General features: G+C 60.3%; 18 protein-coding genes and 3 pseudogenes. 6 read left to right on the top strand and 15 right to left on the bottom strand.

The window, feature by feature from the left end; translation table 11 throughout:
* Window positions 1-2: 2 nt before the first annotated feature.
* From phnE to phnC, 3 genes are read right to left on the bottom strand one after another with little or no spacing between them, the layout of a single operon-like run.
* Window positions 3-830, bottom strand: coding sequence for a phosphonate ABC transporter, permease protein PhnE (phnE, locus tag BM198_RS25970; protein ID WP_003298907.1), 828 nt, complete (start codon window positions 828-830; stop codon window positions 3-5).
* A gap of 8 nt (window positions 831-838) precedes the next feature.
* Window positions 839-1,702 carry a phosphate/phosphite/phosphonate ABC transporter substrate-binding protein gene (gene phnD / locus BM198_RS25965; protein ID WP_003117866.1) on the bottom strand — a complete coding sequence of 288 codons (864 nt, stop codon included), beginning with the start codon at window positions 1,700-1,702 and terminating at the stop codon, window positions 839-841.
* Complete coding sequence (gene phnC, locus BM198_RS25960; RefSeq protein WP_003117867.1) at window positions 1,699-2,526, bottom strand: phosphonate ABC transporter ATP-binding protein; 828 nt, start codon at window positions 2,524-2,526, stop codon at window positions 1,699-1,701. Before phnC ends, phnD begins: the two co-directional genes overlap by 4 nt.
* Window positions 2,527-2,940: 414 nt before the next feature.
* On the opposite strand from phnC, the gene BM198_RS25955 reads away from it, so the two are divergent.
* From BM198_RS25955 to BM198_RS25945, 3 genes are read left to right on the top strand one after another with little or no spacing between them, the layout of a single operon-like run.
* Window positions 2,941-3,885, top strand: coding sequence for a chromate resistance protein ChrB domain-containing protein (locus tag BM198_RS25955; RefSeq protein WP_243715899.1), 945 nt, complete (start codon window positions 2,941-2,943; stop codon window positions 3,883-3,885).
* Entirely contained in the window at window positions 3,878-5,239 is a 1,362-nt protein-coding gene (gene chrA, locus BM198_RS25950) for a chromate efflux transporter (protein ID WP_034012868.1), read from the top strand. The genes BM198_RS25955 and chrA overlap by 8 nt, the downstream gene beginning before the upstream one ends.
* A 9-nt stretch (window positions 5,240-5,248) precedes the next feature.
* Window positions 5,249-5,572, top strand: coding sequence for a rhodanese-like domain-containing protein (locus BM198_RS25945; protein ID WP_033985556.1), 324 nt, complete (start codon window positions 5,249-5,251; stop codon window positions 5,570-5,572).
* Between the two features lie 47 nt (window positions 5,573-5,619).
* Here the strand turns inward: BM198_RS25945 and BM198_RS29905 are convergent, their stop codons facing one another.
* From BM198_RS29905 to BM198_RS25925, 5 genes are all read right to left on the bottom strand, one after another.
* Entirely contained in the window at window positions 5,620-5,754 is a 135-nt protein-coding gene (locus BM198_RS29905) for a YHYH domain-containing protein (protein ID WP_021489078.1), read from the bottom strand.
* A gap of 99 nt (window positions 5,755-5,853) precedes the next feature.
* Window positions 5,854-6,555 (bottom strand): TraX family protein, encoded by a 702-nt coding sequence (locus BM198_RS25940; protein WP_033985554.1) that lies wholly within the window; start codon window positions 6,553-6,555, stop codon window positions 5,854-5,856.
* Window positions 6,555-6,995, bottom strand: coding sequence for a YqaA family protein (locus tag BM198_RS25935; RefSeq protein ID WP_033985552.1), 441 nt, complete (start codon window positions 6,993-6,995; stop codon window positions 6,555-6,557). Before BM198_RS25935 ends, BM198_RS25940 begins: the two co-directional genes overlap by 1 nt.
* Window positions 6,996-8,117 carry a nickel/cobalt efflux protein RcnA gene (locus BM198_RS25930; RefSeq protein ID WP_033985550.1) on the bottom strand — a complete coding sequence of 374 codons (1,122 nt, stop codon included), beginning with the start codon at window positions 8,115-8,117 and terminating at the stop codon, window positions 6,996-6,998. It abuts the gene before it with no gap.
* A gap of 8 nt (window positions 8,118-8,125) precedes the next feature.
* On the bottom strand, window positions 8,126-8,419 hold the full coding sequence (locus BM198_RS25925) for a metal-sensing transcriptional repressor (RefSeq protein ID WP_003246772.1): 294 nt from the start codon (window positions 8,417-8,419) through the stop codon (window positions 8,126-8,128).
* Window positions 8,420-8,914: 495 nt separating this feature from the next.
* Between BM198_RS25925 and BM198_RS25915 the strand changes: the two genes are divergently transcribed.
* Together BM198_RS25915 and BM198_RS25910 are read left to right on the top strand one after the other, a co-directional pair.
* On the top strand, window positions 8,915-9,652 hold the full coding sequence (locus BM198_RS25915) for a HupE/UreJ family protein (protein ID WP_033985547.1): 738 nt from the start codon (window positions 8,915-8,917) through the stop codon (window positions 9,650-9,652).
* A 12-nt stretch (window positions 9,653-9,664) separates the two neighbouring features.
* Window positions 9,665-10,342: a hypothetical protein gene (locus BM198_RS25910; RefSeq protein WP_033985546.1), complete on the top strand. Its 678-nt coding sequence runs from the start codon at window positions 9,665-9,667 to the stop codon at window positions 10,340-10,342.
* 383 nt (window positions 10,343-10,725) lie between these two features.
* On the opposite strand, the gene BM198_RS25905 is transcribed toward BM198_RS25910, so the two are convergent.
* Window positions 10,726-11,814, bottom strand: a complete 1,089-nt coding sequence (locus BM198_RS25905; RefSeq protein ID WP_228291970.1) for a GlxA family transcriptional regulator — start codon at window positions 11,812-11,814, stop codon at window positions 10,726-10,728.
* Window positions 11,815-11,885: 71 nt separating this feature from the next.
* Between BM198_RS25905 and BM198_RS25900 the strand changes: the two genes are divergently transcribed.
* Complete coding sequence (locus BM198_RS25900; protein ID WP_101516799.1) at window positions 11,886-12,674, top strand: cysteine hydrolase family protein; 789 nt, start codon at window positions 11,886-11,888, stop codon at window positions 12,672-12,674.
* Window positions 12,675-12,858: 184 nt separating this feature from the next.
* Here BM198_RS25900 and BM198_RS30325 read toward each other — a convergent pair.
* The 6 genes and pseudogenes from BM198_RS30325 to BM198_RS25870 all read right to left on the bottom strand — a co-directional run.
* Window positions 12,859-13,068: pseudogene (locus tag BM198_RS30325) on the bottom strand (DUF4158 domain-containing protein); the annotation flags it as partial.
* 267 nt (window positions 13,069-13,335) lie between these two features.
* The gene (locus tag BM198_RS25890) at window positions 13,336-13,635 is read right to left on the bottom strand and encodes a hypothetical protein (protein ID WP_034011926.1); all 300 of its coding nucleotides are present in this window, start codon (window positions 13,633-13,635) and stop codon (window positions 13,336-13,338) included.
* Window positions 13,636-13,742: 107 nt separating this feature from the next.
* Window positions 13,743-14,798: a P-type DNA transfer ATPase VirB11 gene (virB11, locus tag BM198_RS25885; RefSeq protein WP_034011925.1), complete on the bottom strand. Its 1,056-nt coding sequence runs from the start codon at window positions 14,796-14,798 to the stop codon at window positions 13,743-13,745.
* Window positions 14,782-15,333: pseudogene (gene virB10 / locus BM198_RS25880) on the bottom strand (type IV secretion system protein VirB10); the annotation flags it as partial. The pseudogene virB10 and the gene virB11, both read right to left, overlap by 17 nt.
* A 44-nt stretch (window positions 15,334-15,377) precedes the next feature.
* Complete coding sequence (locus tag BM198_RS25875) at window positions 15,378-18,344, bottom strand: Tn3-like element TnAs1 family transposase (protein WP_043246808.1); 2,967 nt, start codon at window positions 18,342-18,344, stop codon at window positions 15,378-15,380.
* Between the two features lie 3 nt (window positions 18,345-18,347).
* Window positions 18,348-18,824, bottom strand: a pseudogene (locus tag BM198_RS25870) (recombinase family protein); the annotation flags it as partial.
* Window positions 18,825-19,182: the final 358 nt, after the last annotated feature.

Here is a 19,182-nt window from a genome sequence, read left to right as displayed (position 1 = left end):
TCCTATTTGAAACGTTTGCGCAGCACGCCACTGAAGGCGTCTACTAGCGTGACCATGGCCAGGATGACCAGCAGGATTGCTGCAACCTCCTGGTACTGCATGATGCGCAGCGAGCCCATGAGTTCGAAGCCGATACCGCCGGCGCCAACCATGCCCATCACGGTGGAGGCGCGAAAGTTGTATTCCCAGCGGTAGATCGCCACGTCGGCGAACTGCGGAGTCACCTGTGGCAAAACCGCGTGCAGCAGCACTTGCATCGGCGTAGCCCCCGCCGCCCGAGCGGCTTCCACCGGCGCTTCGTCGACGTGCTCGATGGCCTCGGCGAAGAACTTGCCGACCATGCCGATCGAATGCAGACCCAGGGCAAGCACGCCCGGCAAGGCGCCGAACCCTACGGCTGCAACGAAGATGATGCCCATGATCAGCTCCGGCACCGACCGCAGGGCATTGAGCAGCACCCGGGCAACACCGAACACAAGGGGGTGCGGCGCCGTATTGCGCGCTGCAACGAAGGCCACCACCAGCGAGAACACCACTGCGATGGCCGTGCCGGCGATGCTCATCGCCAGCGTGTCGATCAACGGGCGAATCCAGCTTCGATAGCCCGAAAAGTCTGGCGGCATGGCCTCGCCTGCCAGGGTCGCGATGGAGGGCAGCCCGTTCAGCAGCGTGGTGGCATCGAGCAGCCCCACGTACCAGCAGGCCAACAGCACCACTCCGAGTACAATTGCCACCTGCCCCAGCTGGCGCCACCAACCGAGGCCGAAGCCTCGAAGGATGTGCTCGCGTTGCTCTGCAGGCAGCGCCTGCACGTCATGATGAGTAGACATATCGGTGCTCACATCGTGGCGAAGTCGAGGCCGAGCAGCGATCCCATGTTGCGAATCACATCGTAGTCGGCGTCGGTGATTGGCGCGAAGGCCTCGGCTTTGAAGTTGCGCAGCACTTCGGGATCGTCGATACCGACGAATACATCCCGCACCTTGGTTTTCAGCTCGGGGCTCAGGTTCGAGCGCATCGCCCAGGGGTATTGGGGATATTCGCCGCTGTAACCAAGTACTTTCACCTTGCTCGGATCGATTAGGCCACGTTCGGCTACTTGATTGAAAATTACCTCCGACAGCCCACCCGCATCGGCGTTTCCGTTCGCCACGTTGACGGCAACGGCGTCATGCGTGCCCACAAAATGTTGTTCGTAGTCCTGCCCACCCGTCAGCTCGGCCGTCTCAAGAAGCACGGTTTTGGGAATCAGATGGCTGGACGTCGATGCCCGGTCACCATAGGCCATCTTCTTGCCCTTAAGGTCGGCATACTCATTCACGCCTGACGCCACATTGGCGATAATCACTGAGCGATAGGTCGGCTTGCCGTCGATGACCATGGCAGCGAAGGGCTCGATGTCGCTTTTGCTTTTGGCCATGACGTAGGACAGCGGACCGAAATACGCCAGGTCGATACGGCCAAAGCGCATCGCCTCAATCATCGAGGAATAGTCGGTGGTTACGATCAGCTGCACCTTCTTGTCCAGATGCTCTTCCAGATAATCCTTCAGCGGCTGGTTTCGCTTGATCAACTCCGAGGCGTTTTCGTCCGGCAGCAGCGCAACCTTTAGCACATCCGGATCGGCATCGGCCGCTACGGCGGACAGACTTGAAACAGCGGACAGCAAACAGGTCAATAAGAGAGCGGATAAGCGTTTCATCGGGACATCTCCAGTGAAGGTGCGAGCATGACAGGGGTTTCAGCCGGAGCAGTTGCTGGCTGAGTCGTAGAGCGGCCTGCATAGATGCGCTCAAGCTGCGCATCGGTGAGTTCCGAGGGCGCGGCATCGAAAACGATCTGAGAATCGGCCAGCCCGACGACGCGATCGGCGAAGCGGCGGGCATATTCGAGTTGATGCAGCGAAACGATGGCGGTGATGCCGTCTTCCTTGCAGATGTCGCGCAGCAGTCCGAGAACACGGACCGAAGTGGCCGGGTCGAGACTGGCTACCGGCTCATCGGCAAGAATGATCGCGGGCTGTTGCGCTAGCGCACGCGCGATGCCTACCCGCTGCTGCTGGCCACCGGACAGTTTGTCCACCCGGCTTAGCGCCTTGTCTGCCAGACCGACCCGAGCGAGGCAACTGAGCGCAATCTCCTGATCGGCACGCGGCAGAGGAAACAGCGAGCGGAGCGTGTTGTGAAAGGCCAGCCGACCGGTAAGCACATTAGCCAGTGCGCTTTGACGTTCGATTAGCTGGTGGTGCTGAAAGATCATGGCGGTACGCCGACGATGCTGACGCAAGGCTGAGCCGCTGCCGAGCTCACCGAGCTCGCTGGTGACACTGCCGCGAGTGGGCGTGACGAGTCGATTGAGGCTACGGAGCAAGGTCGACTTGCCTGCGCCCGAGAGACCAAGCAGCACGGTGAACTCACCACGCCGAAATGCAATCGAGGTATCGCGTAGGGCTGTCACGCCGCCTGGGTAGACGACGCTCAACCGGTCGACCCGCAGCACGGCGTCCTGTATCGGATGGGGCGTCATTTGATCACCTTTCGCAATATTGCTGGCCGCACAATTGCGGTTCGCGATGCAAAGGGTAGAAATTCCTTGTTAACGCACTGCTTCTAAATGATGACATTTCGATGAATGCTTCGAATCTGCCGTAGCGGGGCGGCAAGCGAAGCCGTGGAAGAACGGGCGCAACGTAGCGTCTTTCTTCACGCGGGATACAGGAGGCTTTGATTGATACTGCTGCGGATTCGCTACAGTAACGTTGGGCCAGAACGTAATGCCATCCAAGCAAGAGAGCGCACACTAGCGGCCATAAGCGGACATTCTGAATCGGAGGCGGCGAAAATCGCATACCACTCCGCCCAGCAGGGCTAACTTCCCAGTTCCCAATTCAGCAACCTCTAGGTAATGTAGCAATCGAACAAATTTCGTGAGATCGTTACATTGATTAATTGGCTATGTCTCGTGATGGCACTGCCTACGGCAAATGCCGCCGAGCGAATGCGCGCTTGGCGCACGTTGAAAAGCGCTGGGGCTGCGGTGCTACGCGATGGGGTTTATCTCCTGCCAGATGGCTCGGCTAGTCGTGAGGTACTGGAGTCCGTCGAGCGTGACGTGCTGGATAGCGGTGGCTCGGCGTCGCTCCTGCCGGTCACTGATCCCCAGGGTGAGCGCTTCATACCTCTCTTTGATCGTGGCGACGACTACGCCAGGTTGCGCTCGGAGGTTGAGCCCCAACTGGCCCAGCTGACTCCTGAGAATGCACTGGCGACTGCTCGCCAGGCCCGCAAGTTGCGCAAGTCGTTCGCTCAGATCCAGTCGATCGACTTCTTTCCGGGCGAACCTTTGCAACAGACAGACGCGCTGCTGCGTGATCTCGAAGTGGCCATCAACCGGGCGCTTTCCAAGGATGAGCCCACCAGCCATGAGCAAGCCATCGAGCAGCTCGATCCGCGGGACTACGAAGGGCGAACCTGGGCGACTCGCCAGCGCCCCTGGGTAGACCGCCTGGCCAGCGCCTGGCTGATCCGCCGCTTCATCGATCCAGGTGCCAGCATCCTCTGGCTTCCCTCTCCTGATGCATGTCCTGCGGAAGCACTTGGGTTCGATTTTGATGGTGCCCGGTTCAGCCATGTCGGCAACAAGGTCACCTTCGAGACCCTTATGGCTAGCTTCGGGCTGGAGGCTCCAGGGCTGCAGCGCTTAGGGGCACTGGTTCATTACCTGGATGTGGGGGGCGCGCAACCCACAGAAGCGACAGGTGTAGAGCGCGTACTGGCTGGACTGCGAGCCAGCATCGAGAACGACGATCAGTTATTGGCTGCGGCCTGCGCCATCTTCGATGGGTTGCTGGCTGCATTCAGCAAGGAAGGACAGAGTGATGAGTGAGACAGCTATGCAAGCGACTGAGCAAGACCAGGGCAGGGTAGAGAAAGTTGGCCTATTCGAGGCATTTCTGTTCTGGCTGAAACTCGGTTTCATCAGCTTCGGTGGCCCGGCTGGGCAGATCTCGATCATGCACCAGGAACTGGTGGAGAGGCGGCGCTGGATCTCGGAGCGCCGCTTTCTGCATGCATTGAACTACTGCATGCTCCTGCCAGGCCCGGAGGCTCAGCAGTTGGCTACCTATATTGGCTGGCTCATGCATCGCACCTGGGGTGGGGTGATCGCCGGCGCACTGTTCGTGCTGCCCTCACTGTTCATCCTGATTGCCCTGTCCTGGGTCTACATCGCTTTCGGCGAAGTGCCTGTGGTGGCGGGATTGTTCTACGGCATCAAGCCCGCCGTCACCGCCATCGTTGTGCAGGCTGCCCACCGTATCGGTTCACGCGCGCTGAAGAACAACTGGCTTTGGGCTATCGCTGCAGCCTCCTTTGTGGCGATCTTTGCGCTCAATATCCCTTTCCCCTTGATCGTTCTGGGGGCCGCTCTTATCGGCTATCTGGGCGGGCGGTATGCACCTGACAAGTTCAGCGTCGGTGGTGGGCATGGGGCATCCAAACAGTCCTATGGGCCGGCGTTGATCGACGACGACACGCCACCGCCGGCGCATGCGCGCTTCCGCTGGTCGCACCTAGCTCTGCTGGTTGGAGTAGGCGCCGTGCTGTGGGCCTTGCCTATGGGGCTGCTGACCGTCCTGTATGGTTGGGAGGGCACCCTGACCCAGATGGGGTGGTTCTTTACCAAGGCCGCTCTACTCACCTTCGGCGGCGCTTATGCAGTACTGCCGTATGTCTATCAGGGCGCGGTAGGCCATTACGGCTGGCTGACACCCCCCCAGATGATCGATGGCCTGGCATTGGGCGAGACCACCCCGGGGCCGCTGATCATGGTGGTGGCGTTCGTGGGGTTCGTTGGCGCCTATGTGCACCAGGTCTTCGGGCCAGAGCAGGCATTCCTTGCCGGTGCCGTGGCGGCCAGCCTCGTAACCTGGTTTACCTTCCTGCCCTCGTTCCTGTTCATCCTCGCCGGCGGGCCGCTGGTGGAGTCCACGCACAACGAGCTGAAGTTCACCGCTCCGTTGACCGGCATTACTGCCGCGGTGGTAGGCGTCATCCTCAACCTCGCGCTGTTCTTCGGTTATCACGTGCTGTGGCCTGAGGGCTTTGCAGGCAGCTTCGACTGGCCCTCGGCGTTGATCGCTGTCGGTGCCGCGGTGGCGCTGTTCCGCTTCAAGCGTGGAGTCATCCAAGTGTTGGTGGGATGTGCTCTTGTGGGATTGGCTATCCACCTGCTGCGTTAGGGAGGGGTTATGGAGCGCATATCGATTCGCGAGCTCGCTGAGTGGCAGGCTGCAGGTCGCAGCTTTGAGCTGCTCGATGTGCGCCGAGCCATCGTGCGCAACGCCGACGGGGCACAGATCGCCAACGCGAAATGGCAGGACCCCGAACTGCTTTTTTCCTGGAAGGATCAGGTGCCACGGGATCGCCCCGTGATTCTTTACTGCGCGCATGGGCATGAAATCAGCCAAGGGTGTGCCGCTACTCTCTGGGCGATGGGACTGGATGCGCGGTATCTCGTCGACGGCTTTGCAGGGTGGCGTGAAGCCAAGCAGCCGGTGTGCGATTTGGTCTAGCCATCTGGTTCTGGCCGCCTCGCGAGAGGCGACCAGCGCTGCCTTAATCAATGGCAGTGGTACGCCCCTGTGGAGTGGTTGGTATGGCAGCCCTTCGAGTCGGTACCGCCGCTATGGGCAATGGCAGCGGCGGAGGACAGGGCAATCACGGTGGCGATCAGGGCGGCAGAAAGCTTCTTCATGTTCAAACTCCGTTTCGATTGGCTCTTATATGTGATCTAGGTCACGCTCCGGATTATGGCAAAAGGCCTGCATTGAGCAAGGGAATTTTGATCGTTCGGTCAGAGAGCCACACGAAGCAACGCCAGCACCGCTAGATGGCCGGGGTAGAAGTAGTAACCCCAGCGCCCCACTGGCCATATGTGTTGGGTGATTTTCTGCCGCAATAGCCACAGGCCAACCAGCGGAGCCGCAAAGGTCGTGGCCATGGCCCACCAGGTGCCAAAGGGACCAGCTCCGATCCAGCCGTCACGGCTATTGGCCAACACGCTGAAGACTGCAGGTATGAGCCAGGTAATCCAGGGGCGCTGCACTGCCAGCACCATGGTCGCCGGCAGCAGGACGCCAAACGCGCCGTACATCAGCCGATCATGCAGCACTATCGAAACGGTCAGCGTGAATAGCCCCAGCACCAAGCCTGTACGATCGCTGTGATGGACGCTCCAAGCAACTATGAGCCCCAACATCAGTGTCGGCATCACATTCAGCGTATTGCTCATCTCGGACAGCGCCCGATACGGCATCTCGGATATGAGGCTGAAGGCCAGAATCCAACTCAAGTAGCGAAAGTTATTTTCGCTGTACAGATCTCCTGGGTGGGAACGCGACACATTGGCGGCGATGCCAAGGCAGAACAGCGGAAAGGCGAAGCGTCCAACCACGAAAAGCCATGCTGTTGCTTCGGGCCAGAGATAGCGCAGGTGGTCTATGACCATTGTCAGCATGGCGAGCCATTTGACGAGATCCAGGCTGGTCGAGCGCATTACCCCATGATCCCGAGGGTCACCACGGTGAGCACCAGGTATCGAGCCGCCTTGGCCAGCAGCACGATCAAAAAGAAGCTCCAGAAGGGTTCGCGCATGACACCGGCAATCAGGGTCAGCGGGTCGCCAATGATCGGTACCCAGCTCAGCAGCAGTGACCAACGGCCGTAGCGGTGGTAGGCCCGCTGCGCGCGGGCCAGCTTGTCGTCACTGACCGGGAACCAGCGTCTGTGCCGATAGCGCTCAATGTAGAGACCGAGCAGCCAGTTGAGCGCGGAACCCAGAACGTTTCCTGCCGTAGCCACCACCAACAGCATGACCACCGAGTAGTTGCCACTTATCAGCAGGCCGGTGAGCACTGCCTCGGACTGTGCAGGGATCAAAGTCGCGGCACTGAAGGCCGCGAGGAGTAGGCCCAGGTAGCCTGATAGCTCCCACATTTAGGCGGTCAGACCGATCCAGCCATGAACACCGACGTAGATACCGACCCCAATAATGAGCATGCTCGAGAGGTAGGGCGCGCGACGCGCGACCGCTCCCAGCCATGGCCACCGGTTGGAGGCCTGGCGAGCGCCCACCGCAGCAGCTACGCCGACGGATACCAGCGTCAACGCCAGGCCGACACTAAAGCACAGCACCAGAACAGCCCCGAGTGCGACTTCCTTCACCTGCAGGCATAGCAACAGCACCGTAATCGCGGCAGGACAGGGGATCAGTCCTCCGGTAAGGCCGAACAGGATGATCTGGCCTGTAGTGACGTTGCGGTTATTGAAGCGGTTGCGGATGTCGTTGGCGTGGGCTCGCTCATGGGCATCCTGGTATCCCTCCAGCGACAGCTCCAGGCCCTGCAGATCGGAATGGTCGTGGCCGTGGTCGTGCTCATGGAAATCGAGGTCATAGTCGTGCGAATGGCCCGCGTGGCCAAGGCTCAGACGCGCGGTGAACTGATGAGGCTCTGGAATTTCCGCGACCGATTCCAGGTATTCGCCGCGATGCACAAAGCGGAACAGCTGAGCTGTCCCATCAGGACGCGTCGTCGACAGATTCACGTCTTCTGCTGGCCAAGAGTGACCAGTCAGAGTGCGCAGACGCCAGCGCGGGGGAACCCCTTCCTCGAAGATCGAGAGTTCGATTCGCCCGTGTCCGGTATCGATTCGGCGAAGCTCGTCATGGTGGTGATCATGCGCATGATCACCTTCTTCGAAACGCCACATCTGTTCGCCACGCCAGGTTCGCCACAGCATCCAGAGCGCGATGGTGATGATGATCGCGGCGGACGCGAGCTGGAAATAGGGTTCAGTCGTTTCAGCATTCAGGTTCTGGCCCAGATACATGCCGCCCATGGCCACCAGCCAGACCACCGCGGTGTGCGAAATGGTTGCCGCCAGCCCCAGCAATACCGCCTGCTTCACGGTGCCGCGGATGGCTACGATGAAGGCCGCCATCATGGTCTTCGAGTGGCCTGGCTCCAGGCCATGCAATGCCCCTAGGAGGATGGCGCTGGGGAAGTACAGCCAGGCGTGAGACGCACCCTGCTGCAGCAATTCGGCAAAGCTCGACATGGTGATACCTACAGGTACTTCGTGATCTGCTTGAAGTCTTCAAGGGAGGTGCGCTCGCCAGTAGCGAGGGCGTCCATCGTGTGCTCCAGGCAGTGATCGATGTGATCTTGAATCAGAGTGCGCTTGGCCTGGCATACGGCCTTCTCCACGGCATGCAGCTGCTGCGCGATATCCACGCACTCACGGCCATCCTCGATCATGGTGATGATGCTGCGCAGATGGCCCTCGGCGCGTTTCAGGCGCTTCATGACATCGCTGTGGCTTTGGTGTCGGTGGCCATGGCTGTGTTCGTGATCGCTCATGCCTTGAGTCCTATGCCTCGATGATTTACGCTCGCATCCTATCCCCCCTGGGGGGATACGGTCAAACGACCCTGTTGGTCCTTTGCAAGCTGCAAGACATAGGAAAATGGCTCGCCGTAGTGCCTCGAAGAAACCCGTTATCGCATTGATACTGGCCTTGCTATTGGCCTGGGTAGGGCATTCGCTGGCCGCCATCAAAGCACCGCTGATACCGGGGGATTACTCTGGCGCTGTGTCCCATGGTCATTCCCATGACGTGGACGCGCCGGCATTCCCGAGCCACAAACATGCAGCTGACCATAGCCATGAGATCCCCTATCTCGGGTCGGCGTTGACACTACTGTCACGCCCCGAGCGGGAAACCCCTCCCAGCTCGTTGCGGGCAATTGTCCCTGAAGTGCCGATCTACCTGATCGAACGGCCACCACGCTCTAGGTTCGTGCTCTGAAACCGGCCGCCTCGCGGCCCCAGACCACTACAGCCTAGGAAATCGTTATGAATTCGCTTCCCCTAAGCAGGGCAACGGCGCTGATCGCACGCCTGCGTCGATCACTCTTTCTGCCCTTGCTTACCCTCGCTCTACTGATGGCAGTCATGCCTGAGGCGCTGGCCCACGGAGTTCCCGAAGGAGACAAGGGCTTCATCCAGGAAAGTACCGGCGTGATGTTGGTGCCCTTCATCTACATGGGTGCCAAACACATGATCACCGGCTACGACCATCTGCTGTTCCTGTTCGGCGTGATCTTCTTTCTCTACCGTCTGAAGGACGTAGGGCTGTACGTCACGCTGTTCGCAGTTGGCCATTCGATCACTCTGCTCTTTGGAGTGCTTAGCAACATCAGCATCAGCTCGTATGTGATCGACGCGATCATCGGCTTTTCGGTCGTGTACAAGGCCCTGGATAACCTCGGCGCCTTCCAGCGCTGGTTTGGGTACCAGCCCGATACCCGCGCAGCAACGCTGATCTTCGGCCTGCTTCATGGTTTCGGTCTGGCCACCAAGATCCAGGAGTTCGAGATTTCTCCTGATGGCCTGATCGCCAACCTGATTGCCTTCAACGTAGGTGTCGAGATCGGCCAGCTACTGGCCCTTGGCGGCATTCTCATTCTGATGGGCTACTGGCGACGTACTGCCAGCTTCTGGCGCCATGCCTACACCGCCAACGTTGCCATGATGAGCGCCGGCTTCTTGCTCATGGGCTACCAGATCACCGGCCTGATCGTCTCTCAGTAAGGAATTCTTTTTATGTTCAATACCAAGCTTCCGACCCTCAACGAACTCCCCTCGACAGCACAGCTACTGCGCTCCACGATCATCGCGGCAATCATTGCCTGCGTGCTTCTGGTTACCGTGGTGATGCCTTCGGAGTATGCGATCGATCCCACTGGCGTGGGCCGAGCACTGGGTCTCACACAGATGGGTGAGGTGAAGATCCAGCTGGCTGAAGAGGCCCGCGCCGATGAGGCCGCAGCTCAGACGCCAACTCCGCTGCCAGCTGAAAATATCGCCGCAGCACCTGCAGCCCCTGCCACTACCCCGGCCACTCCTGCCGAGGTCATTCCCGCTCCGGAGCAACCGGCTGCGCCTGAGCAGGCTGCCCTGCAGCATGAAATGAGCATCACCTTGAGCCCGAACCAGGGCGCCGAAGTGAAGCTGGAAATGAAGCAAGGTGCCAAGGTGAACTACAGCTGGACTGCCAATGGCGGCGTCGTTAACTACGATACCCACGGCGATCCTTACAACGCGCCGCGCGACTTCTATCACGGCTACGGGAAGGGACGCTCAACGCCAGAAGATACAGGTGTTCTGGAGGCCGCATTCGATGGCAAGCACGGTTGGTTCTGGCGTAATCGCACTAGCAAACCGGTGACCGTCACCCTGCGAACTCAGGGCGACTACATCAGCATCAAACGCGTGATCTGACGCTTCGTCAGGCAGCCCTACCCGGGGCTGCCACTCACTGTCCGCTGCTGGCCGATTGCAGCCGGTGACAGCGGGCAACTATCGGCCAGAAGCAGTCATCCATGGGTGACAGCAATCGGCTCTGGATTCAACAGGTGAACACAACCAGATTCATAATCGCCGGTGGTGTTTCATTTCGCCTACGATTGATTGGCGTGAAATGTCCTGATTTCGTCTGCCTCAGGCATTTCTGGCAATGTGCAGCATGGCTAACCTCGTAACCTCCTAAACCGCTGAGGAATGCCACAATGTCCGCTCAGAAAACTGCACTCATTGTCATCGACGTACAAGAGTCGTTTCGCGCTGCTTCACGCATTAATCGGTGCCCGGGCATTGCGCCTGACTCATACCCTGGAACCATCGAGTTTTGCCTGTCGGCTACTGCGCCGCAGCTCTTGTGGCGTGCGTCCGACCACACGCATGAAACTGCGAAGCATGTGATCGGCATCGCCGAATCCGCAGCGCCTGGCTATCCCCTCGAACGTCTGGTTGCTGTCCTCAACCAACGGCCGTGCCGACTCAATACGTAGACGTTCGACCGCTTTGGAGGGCGTCACGCCGATAGCCGCCGCAAACACGCGGCCAAACTGGCGCACGCTCATATTGGCAACGTCGGCCAGACGTTCAACGGGCAAATCTTCATGCAGGTGATCGCGCGCATACGTGAGCACCGCACGGATTCGGTCCGAGCCCGGGTCAAAATCCAGCAACGAAGAAAACTGGTACTGCCCCCCTGGCCGCTGATAATAAACCACCAGCATGCGCGCGACGGACCGCGACACTTCCTTGCCCAGGTCTTGCTCAATCATGGCCAGGGTCATATCGATACCCGCCGACATGCCCGCGGACGTCCAGACATTGCCGTCTTCGGTCCAGATTCTGTCTCCATTGACCTGCAGCAACGGGTATCGCGCTTGCAACTGCGGCGCATAGTTCCAGTGGGTGGTGGCCACGCGGCCATCGAGCAAACCGCTCTCGGCAAGCAAAAAGGCGCCCGTACACACACTCGCCGTGCGACGTGAGTTCGCGGATATCTGCCGTATGATCGCGGCCAATGAGGGCATCCTGTCATCGATCGGCGCGGTTGGCGCGCCGACAATGATGAGCGTATCGAAGCGCTCGACAGCCTGTATCGCTTCAGTTGCAATCTGCAGCCCACTCGACGCTTCGATCAATCCGCCCTCCAGTGAGGCAATGGTGAATCGATAGCTTGAGGGACGTCCACGATTGGCGTTACTGAAGGCTTCGAGCGGGCCGCTCAGATCAAGCAGGACAAAGCCTGAGTAAACCAGAAAACAGATATGACGCTGCATGAACGAAACGCCCGAAGTCCGAGTGATGGCGTCATGGTACGCGGTTGCCACCTCTAAGGTCATCACAGTTGTCATGCCGCTGGCGCACGCCAGGTGCCGCGCTTCTTGTCCGAAAGCCAAGGAAAAATGTCCATTGCGCCGGGACCTCGCAACGTACCTTGAATGCACTAAACATGCATGAGGACTTGCAAATGACCTTCAACATTCGTCCCGGTAAATTTCTCGCCTGCGCCCCGTTGCTGGCCGCGTTACTGATGGCCCCCGGCATGGGCAACGCCGCCGAAGACCCGTATGCTGACCCGGTCAAGCCGGCGCTCCCGGCTTCCACTTTCGAGTGGGATTCCAGTCGCACCGCTTTGGTGGTGATCGACCCGCAGATCGACTTCATGAGTAAAGACGGTGCCGGCTGGGCGGTCTTCGGTGAGAGCGTCACCGAGCAAAAACTGGTGCCGCACCTGAACCAACTGTTCAAAGCGTTCAAGCAGGCCGGAGCAACCGTAGCCATCTCACCCCACTACTACTATCCCCACGATCACAAATGGGAGTTTGAGGCGCCAGCAGAGTCCGTGCAGCACAAGCTCGGGCTGTTCGATCGCAAAGGTGCCTTGACGCTCGATGGGTTCCGTAACTCGGGGGCCGATTTCATGCAGGAGTTCAAGCCCTTCATCGAAGACGGCAAGACCATCATCGCCTCACCACACAAGTTGTACGGACCGCAAAGCAACGACCTGATGCTGCAATTGCGCAAACAGCGCATCGACAAAATCGTCCTGGCCGGCATGGCCTCCAACCTGTGCGTTGAGTCGCACCTTCGTGAGTTCCTCGAACGGGGTTTTGAAGTCATCGTCGTGCGTGATGCGGTGGCCGGACCGAAGCTGCCTGATGGCGACGGATACGGTAGCGCGTTGGTCAACTTCCGCTATATCGCCAACGGTGTGATGACTACCGACGAAGTGGTGAAAAAACTCGAAGGGCGGTAATCCTGATAAAGAATGTTCACACCCACGTTCACATCCATATACGGGAGCTCCAGCAGCTCCCGTCTCGATCGGCCAATAGCGATCACTTCGAATCGCTCAGAACAGCCTCCAGCCGGTCGAGAAAGACCCTCACACGATTGGGCACCTGTTGGCGGGTTGGAAGCACAGCCGAGATGAAGAGTTGTTCAGGGGTTGCGTCTTCCAGTTCCACCAGATAGTGCAGTTGCTGAAACACCTTTAACTGGACTGCCAGCCCAATCGAGAGCGCTGGACTCTTAGCGGTGTTGTTGACCCATTCGATCTCTGAATCAGACAGGGAATAGCTTCGATGAAGCTCCTTGGCTGGTAGCTGACTGGGCAAGACCGGATAGGCTGTTCTTTCCACCGATGCCATTGAGCACACCCCACAAGCAAGGCAAAAGCATCAGCATAGACGTCTAGCCAGACGGTGGTTGGTCAGTAAGTCATAAGATCCAGAATGATCTTTTAAATCATTGGCTTACAGAGCGAATGTCCTAATTTTTGCCTTATCTCGGCATAACCCCAGAAACAACCACAACACAGACGACGACAAGCAAAAGCACGGTAGGCAGTGCCTCGATAGAACGCGCCTGTGCTTCAGGCCCGAATGCGCCCGAAATGGCGCAGCCAGCGCACGAAATCATAGATTCGACTCCAGATGCCCGCTGGCAGCGAGAGAGGCGGCAGCAGCGGCTGCGCCTTGCTTGCGATGAATGGCAGCAACGGCGCTGATGGCGCTGCCAATCTCGGAAGCGTCGTAGCGGTCGGGATGGGCGACCGTCATAGGGACGTTGTGCATAGCGTCGGCAAGCGCGCCTATGGCGTTCAAGCGGTCGGCTGGGGAGCCTTGGGCACGGGCGAGAGAGCGAATCTGCGCCAGGGTCTGACCAAGAACGTGCAGCGCACGAACCTGGTTTGCGTCGAGAGCTGGGTTATTCATTGGTGCCTCCTGGTCATGCTGAAAAAATGGTGCTCGGATGCCCCGAGCTGCCCACCACTAAGCAGGTGGCGCAACCGTTAGGCCAAAGGCGAACGGCTTCCTTTCCGTCAGCGCATTTGCTCTTTGGCAAACACGGGGTCATAGAACACTTCGCAGAGCTTCCGGTCGGAGAAGTACAGCACCACGTCAATCGTGCTGAAGAGCGTCCGGTTGATCATATCCAGATCGAGCACGCGCCCGACCTCAGACTGTTTGATCAAGGTGCCGACACGCTGGAAGGTCTGGATAGCGTTGTTCGCGTGCGTAGTGGTGATCGAACCAGGGTGCGCCGTGTTGAGGCTGCCCAGGTACTCCCATGCTTCATCGCCGCGCAGCTCAGCCAGAAAGATTCGATCCGGCGACTGACGCATGCAGGAACGCAGCGCTTCGACCGCAGAGACGCGGCCCTTGCCGTACCCATAAATCATGTGAACGCGGTTCGGGTGATTCTCCAGGAACAGTTCGTGAACGTCCTCGATGGTGACTAGGCGCTCACTGTTGGGCACGCGCTCAATCAGCGACCTGGCGAACGTGGTTTTGCCCGATCCAGTCTTGCCCGCAATGATGATGTTTCGGTGCGACTGGACGCACAGGTCGAGGAAGTCACGCATGCGACCTTCGCGCTTCAAGGCCAACAGCTCGGCCTCGGCAGGCGTCAGGCGAGTGAAGTCGCGCTTCAGCACCAGGGCTGCCGCCTCGGCAGCCGTTGGCTTGTTGAAACTCACGTCATCGAAGGACTCGAAAGCACCCTCGGCGTCCAGCTCATCGAGCGTCTTGACCACCAGCGAATGCTTTCGGATGGAAAGCGACAGCGTGTCGTCGATGCAGGCAGGCGGCAGGACAATCTGGCCGCGTTGCCCGCCTGGCAGCACCACAGACGTGATGCTGGCCAGGGAAATGCCGTTGAACACGGCGATAGCGTTCGCCAGGCTCTTGAGGTAGGGCATGGTCAGCTCGGGAACCTTGACAGGTTCCCAGCCTTGAAAGGTTTTTGCCCACAGCTCGCCGGGGCGATTGATAGTGACCTCGACCACATCACCACGCTCCAGGTGCGGCACGATAGGCCGCATGAGCTGATTAACCGTGGCGTCGCGCCCAAGGGCTAAGCTAGTTGCTGCGTTCAAGGTTATATACTCCGCTGAAATCAAGGTCGCGTGCGACGAAGATTTGCAACCGCTCGCCCTGGTTCTTGTACAGGGTCGGTGGGATGTTAATAGTGTTTTCGAGCGCGGTAGCGGCCATATCCTGGCTACTATCCGAAGTGTTATCGAAGGTGATCCGGTCTGAATCGCCCTGCGACGCCTTGTTAGACAGGAAGTCGCCCACATCGCCAATCATGCTCAACATGATTGCCCCGCCGAAACGCTTCCAGAAATGGGTATCCACCCAGCCACCTAGACCGCCTTCGCCAAGTGGGCCAGCGCCTGGCGAATCGAGGTTGATAACGACGCCGGTAGGCGTTTCAACCCGCGTCCACAGGACGAAGATTCGCGCCTGGCCCTGAGTCATGCCGCCCTGGTACTGGCCGACGACCTTGGAGCCACGATCCAGCAGCACAACGCGGCCATTGGTCGAGTAAATGTCCCGAGTTGTGTAGCAGGTAGTCATGCCGGGCACAGTGGAAACGATCTTGGTTTCGAGCTGGCAGTCCAGCATAGAGCCCTGGGTTAGGGGCGAATAGAGAAAACGGAAAAAATCGTACGCTAAGGTTTTCCGGGCAACCGTAGCGGCCTGAACTTCCCGTCTTCAAGCCGGCGGCTCTGCCGCCAGACGTAATCGCCGGTTAGGTTGATGTGTTCCCAACCCAGCGGCGACAGGTATTGCAGCAGCTCGCCGTCCACCGGCTTACCAGCCTCGACCAGCCCCTGGGTGGCGCGTTCCAGATACACTGTGTTCCACAGCACGATAGCCGCCGTCACCAGGTTGAGGCCGCTGGCCCGATAGCGCTGCTGCTCGAAGCTCCGATCCCTGATCTCACCGAGGCGGTTGAAGAACACCGCCCTGGCCAGGGAGTTGCGCGCTTCCCCCTTGTTCAATCCGGCATGCACGCGGCGGCGCAGCTCGACGCTCTGCAACCAGTCGAGGATGAACAGCGTGCGCTCGATCCGGCCCAGCTCGCGCAGGGCCACGGCCAGGCCGTTCTGGCGCGGATAGCTGCCGAGCTTGCGCAGCATCAGCGAGGCGGTGACCGTGCCCTGCTTGATCGAGCTGGCCAGGCGCAGGATGTCGTCCCAATGGGCGCGGACGTGCTTGATGTTCAGGGTGCCGCCGATCAGCGGGCGCAGCGTCGGGTAGGCCTGCACGACCTGCGGCACGTACAGTTTGGTTTCGCCGAGGTCGCGGATGCGTGGCGCGAAGCGGAAGCCCAGCAGGTGCATCAGGGCAAAGACGTGATCGGTGAAGCCGGCCGTGTCGGTGTAGTGCTCCTCGATCCGTAGATCGGACTCGTGGTACAGCAAGCCGTCGAGCACATAGGTGGAATCGCGCACGCCGACATTCACCACGCGGGTGCTGAACGGCGCGTACTGGTCGGAGATGTGGGTGTAGAACAGCCGTCCCGGCTCGCTGCCGTACTTCGGGTTGACGTGCCCGGTGCTTTCGCCCCGGCCGCCTGCGCGGAAGCGCTGGCCATCGGAGGATGAGGTGGTGCCGTCGCCCCAGTGGGCGGCGAAGGCATGGTGGTACTGGTGGTTGACCAGCTCGGCCAGGGCCGCCGAGTAGGTTTCGTCGCGGATGTGCCAGGCTTGCAGCCAGGACAGCTTGGCGTAGGTCAGGCCGGGGCTCGACTCGGCCATCTTGGTCAGCCCGAGGTTGATCGCATCACCGAGGATTGCGGACAGCAGCAACGTCCGGTCTTTGGTCTCGGCACCGTCCTTCAGGTGGGTGAAGTGGCGGCTGAAGCCCGTCCAGTCGTCCACGTCCATCAGCAGTTCGGTGATCTTGATGCGCGGCAGCAACTGGCTGGTCTGGTCGATCAGCGCCTGCGCCCGATCCGGCACCGCAGAATCCAGTGGGGTGATCTTCAGCCCGGACTCGGTGAGGATGGCATCGGGCAACTCGTTGTCCTTGGCCAGGCGGGTGACGATGGCCAACTGCTCGTCCAGCAGCTGTAAACGCTCTTCCAGGTACTGGTCGCTGTTCGGGTTGATCGCCAGGGGCAGGGCCTGCTCGTGCTTGAGCGCGGCGAACTTCTCTGCCGGCAGCAGATAGTCGTCGAAGTCGCGGAACTGCCGCGAGCCTTTGACCCAGATGTCGCCGGAGCGCAGGGCATTTTTCAGTTCGGACAGGGCGCAGATTTCGTAGAAGCGCCGGTCGAGGCCTTCCGGGGTGATCACCAGCGGCTTCCAGCGCGGCTTGATGAAGTCTGTGAGCGCATCGGCCGGCACCTTGCGCAAGTTGTCGGCGTTCATCTCGCGCAGGGTCTGCACGGCTGCCAGCACGCCTTGCGCGGCCGGTGCGGCGCGCAGTTCCAGTACCTCCAGCAGGGCCGGCGTGTAGCGGCGCAGGGTGGCGAAGTTCTCGCCGACCAGGTGCAGATGATCGAAGCCCTCCGGCCGGGCCAGCAGCTCGGCCTCGCTGACGCTCTCGGTGAACTCATCCCAGGGAATCACCGCCTCGATGGCCGCGTAGGGATCGCTGCCGCTTTCCTTGGCTTCCAGCAGAGCCTGGCCGATTTTTGAGTACAGGCGCACCTTGTCGTTGATCGCCTTGCCCTGCTTCTGGAACTGCTGCTGATGCTTGTGCTTCGCGCTGCTGAACAGCTTGACCAGGATACGGTCATGCAAATCGACCAGTTCATCAATCACGGTCGCGGTGCTCTCCAGCACCACGGCGGCCAGGGTCGCGTAACGTCGCTGCGGCTCGAACTTGCCGAGGTCTTTGGGCGTCATCTGCCCACCCTCGCGGGCCAGCTTGAGCAGGCGGTTCTGGTGGATGTGCCGGCCCAGGCCTTCGGGCAAGTCCACCAGCTGAAATGTCTTCAGCCGCTCGATGTGTTCAAGCATGTGCCGGGAGTTGGGTTTCAGCGGTGCCTGTCGCAGCCAGGTCAACCAGGTGATGCTGCTGCCGGCCTTGAGCTTCAACAGCTCGTCCAGCTTGGCCCGATGCGAGTCCGTGAGTGGTTCGACCAGGGCGCGGTAGACCCGCCGATTGGCCCGCGCAATGGCCTCCGAGCAGGCCCGGTCGATCACGCTCAGCGCCGGCAGGATGCGCCGCTTCTGCCGCAGGCTCTCCAGCGCCTGACCGGCCAGCAGCAAGCTCTTGTCGGTTTGCTGGGCCAGCTCGGTCAATTCGCGCACCAGGACGCGGAAGTCCGACAGGCCGAATGGAGCCAGTTGCAGGTAGGTGCGCAGTTCCTGGGCGTGCTCGCGGCGAGTCACGTCCCGCTCGCCGTACTTCGCCCAGCTCGCCGGCTCGGCCTGAACCTGCTTGGCCACCCACAGGATGACCGGCTCGGGCAGCTCGCTGTCGGTGCCCAGCGCATAGCCGGGGTAGCGCAGCAGGCAGAGCTGCACCGCGAAGCCCAGGCGGTTGGCGTCGCCGCGCCGCTGACGGATCAGCGACAGGTCGGAATCGTTGAAGGTGTAGTAGCGGATCAGGTCATCCTGGCTTTCCGGCAACGCAAGCAGGGTGTCCCGCTCCGTGGCCGAGAGGATCAAGCGACGCGGCATGTATCAGTCGTCCGTGCGGAGGTACTGGTAGAGGGTTTCCCGGCTGATGTTGAACTCGCGGGCAAGCTGCGCCTTGGGCTCGCCGGCAGCCGCCCGCTGCCGCAGGGTAGCAGCCTGCTCGTCGGACAGGGCCTTCTTGCGGCCCCGGTACGCGCCGCGCTGCTTGGCCAGGGCGATGCCTTCGCGCTGCCGCTCACGGATCAGGGCGCGCTCGAACTCGGCGAAGGCCCCCATGACCGACAACATGAGGTTGGCCATCGGCGAGTCCTCGCCGGTGAACACCAGGCCCTCCTTCAGGAACTCGATGCGCACGCCGCGCTGAGTCAGCTTCTGTACCAAGCGACGCAGGTCATCGAGGTTGCGGGCCAGCCGATCCATGCTGTGCACCACCACTGTATCGCCTTCGCGGACGAAGCTCAGCAGCGCTTCGAGCTGGGGGCGCTGGGTGTCCTTGCCCGATGCCTTGTCGGTGAACACCTTGCTCACCTTGGCAAACGCTTTGCGCACGAAGGGCTTGGGGGTGTAAGCGGTGCATTGATACCTGTTGGGCTTCGCGTGGCTCAACCCAATCTACCGGTAATTCATGGATGCATGATGCCGAGTCAATAAGTCCGTATTGTAGGTTGGGTTGAGCCGCCTTGCGGCGAAGCCCGACAAAGCGGTGCATTGATACCTGTTGGGCTTCGCGTGGCTCAACCCAACCTACCGCGGTAATTCGTGGATGCAGGATGGGCAGTAAGCCGGTACAGGGAAGTTGGCCTTGGCGGGCTGTCGCTACGCGCCGAGGCCACCCTCCACGCGCGCTGCCCGCAACATTCAACTGGCCCCGGCCAGTGCG

Origin of the sequence: Metapseudomonas otitidis, from assembly GCF_900111835.1 — a bacterium.
Taxonomy (GTDB): Bacteria; Pseudomonadota; Gammaproteobacteria; order Pseudomonadales; family Pseudomonadaceae; genus Metapseudomonas; species Metapseudomonas otitidis.
Note: the sequence above shows the minus strand (reverse complement) of the source record. Positions and strands in the feature narration are given on the sequence as shown.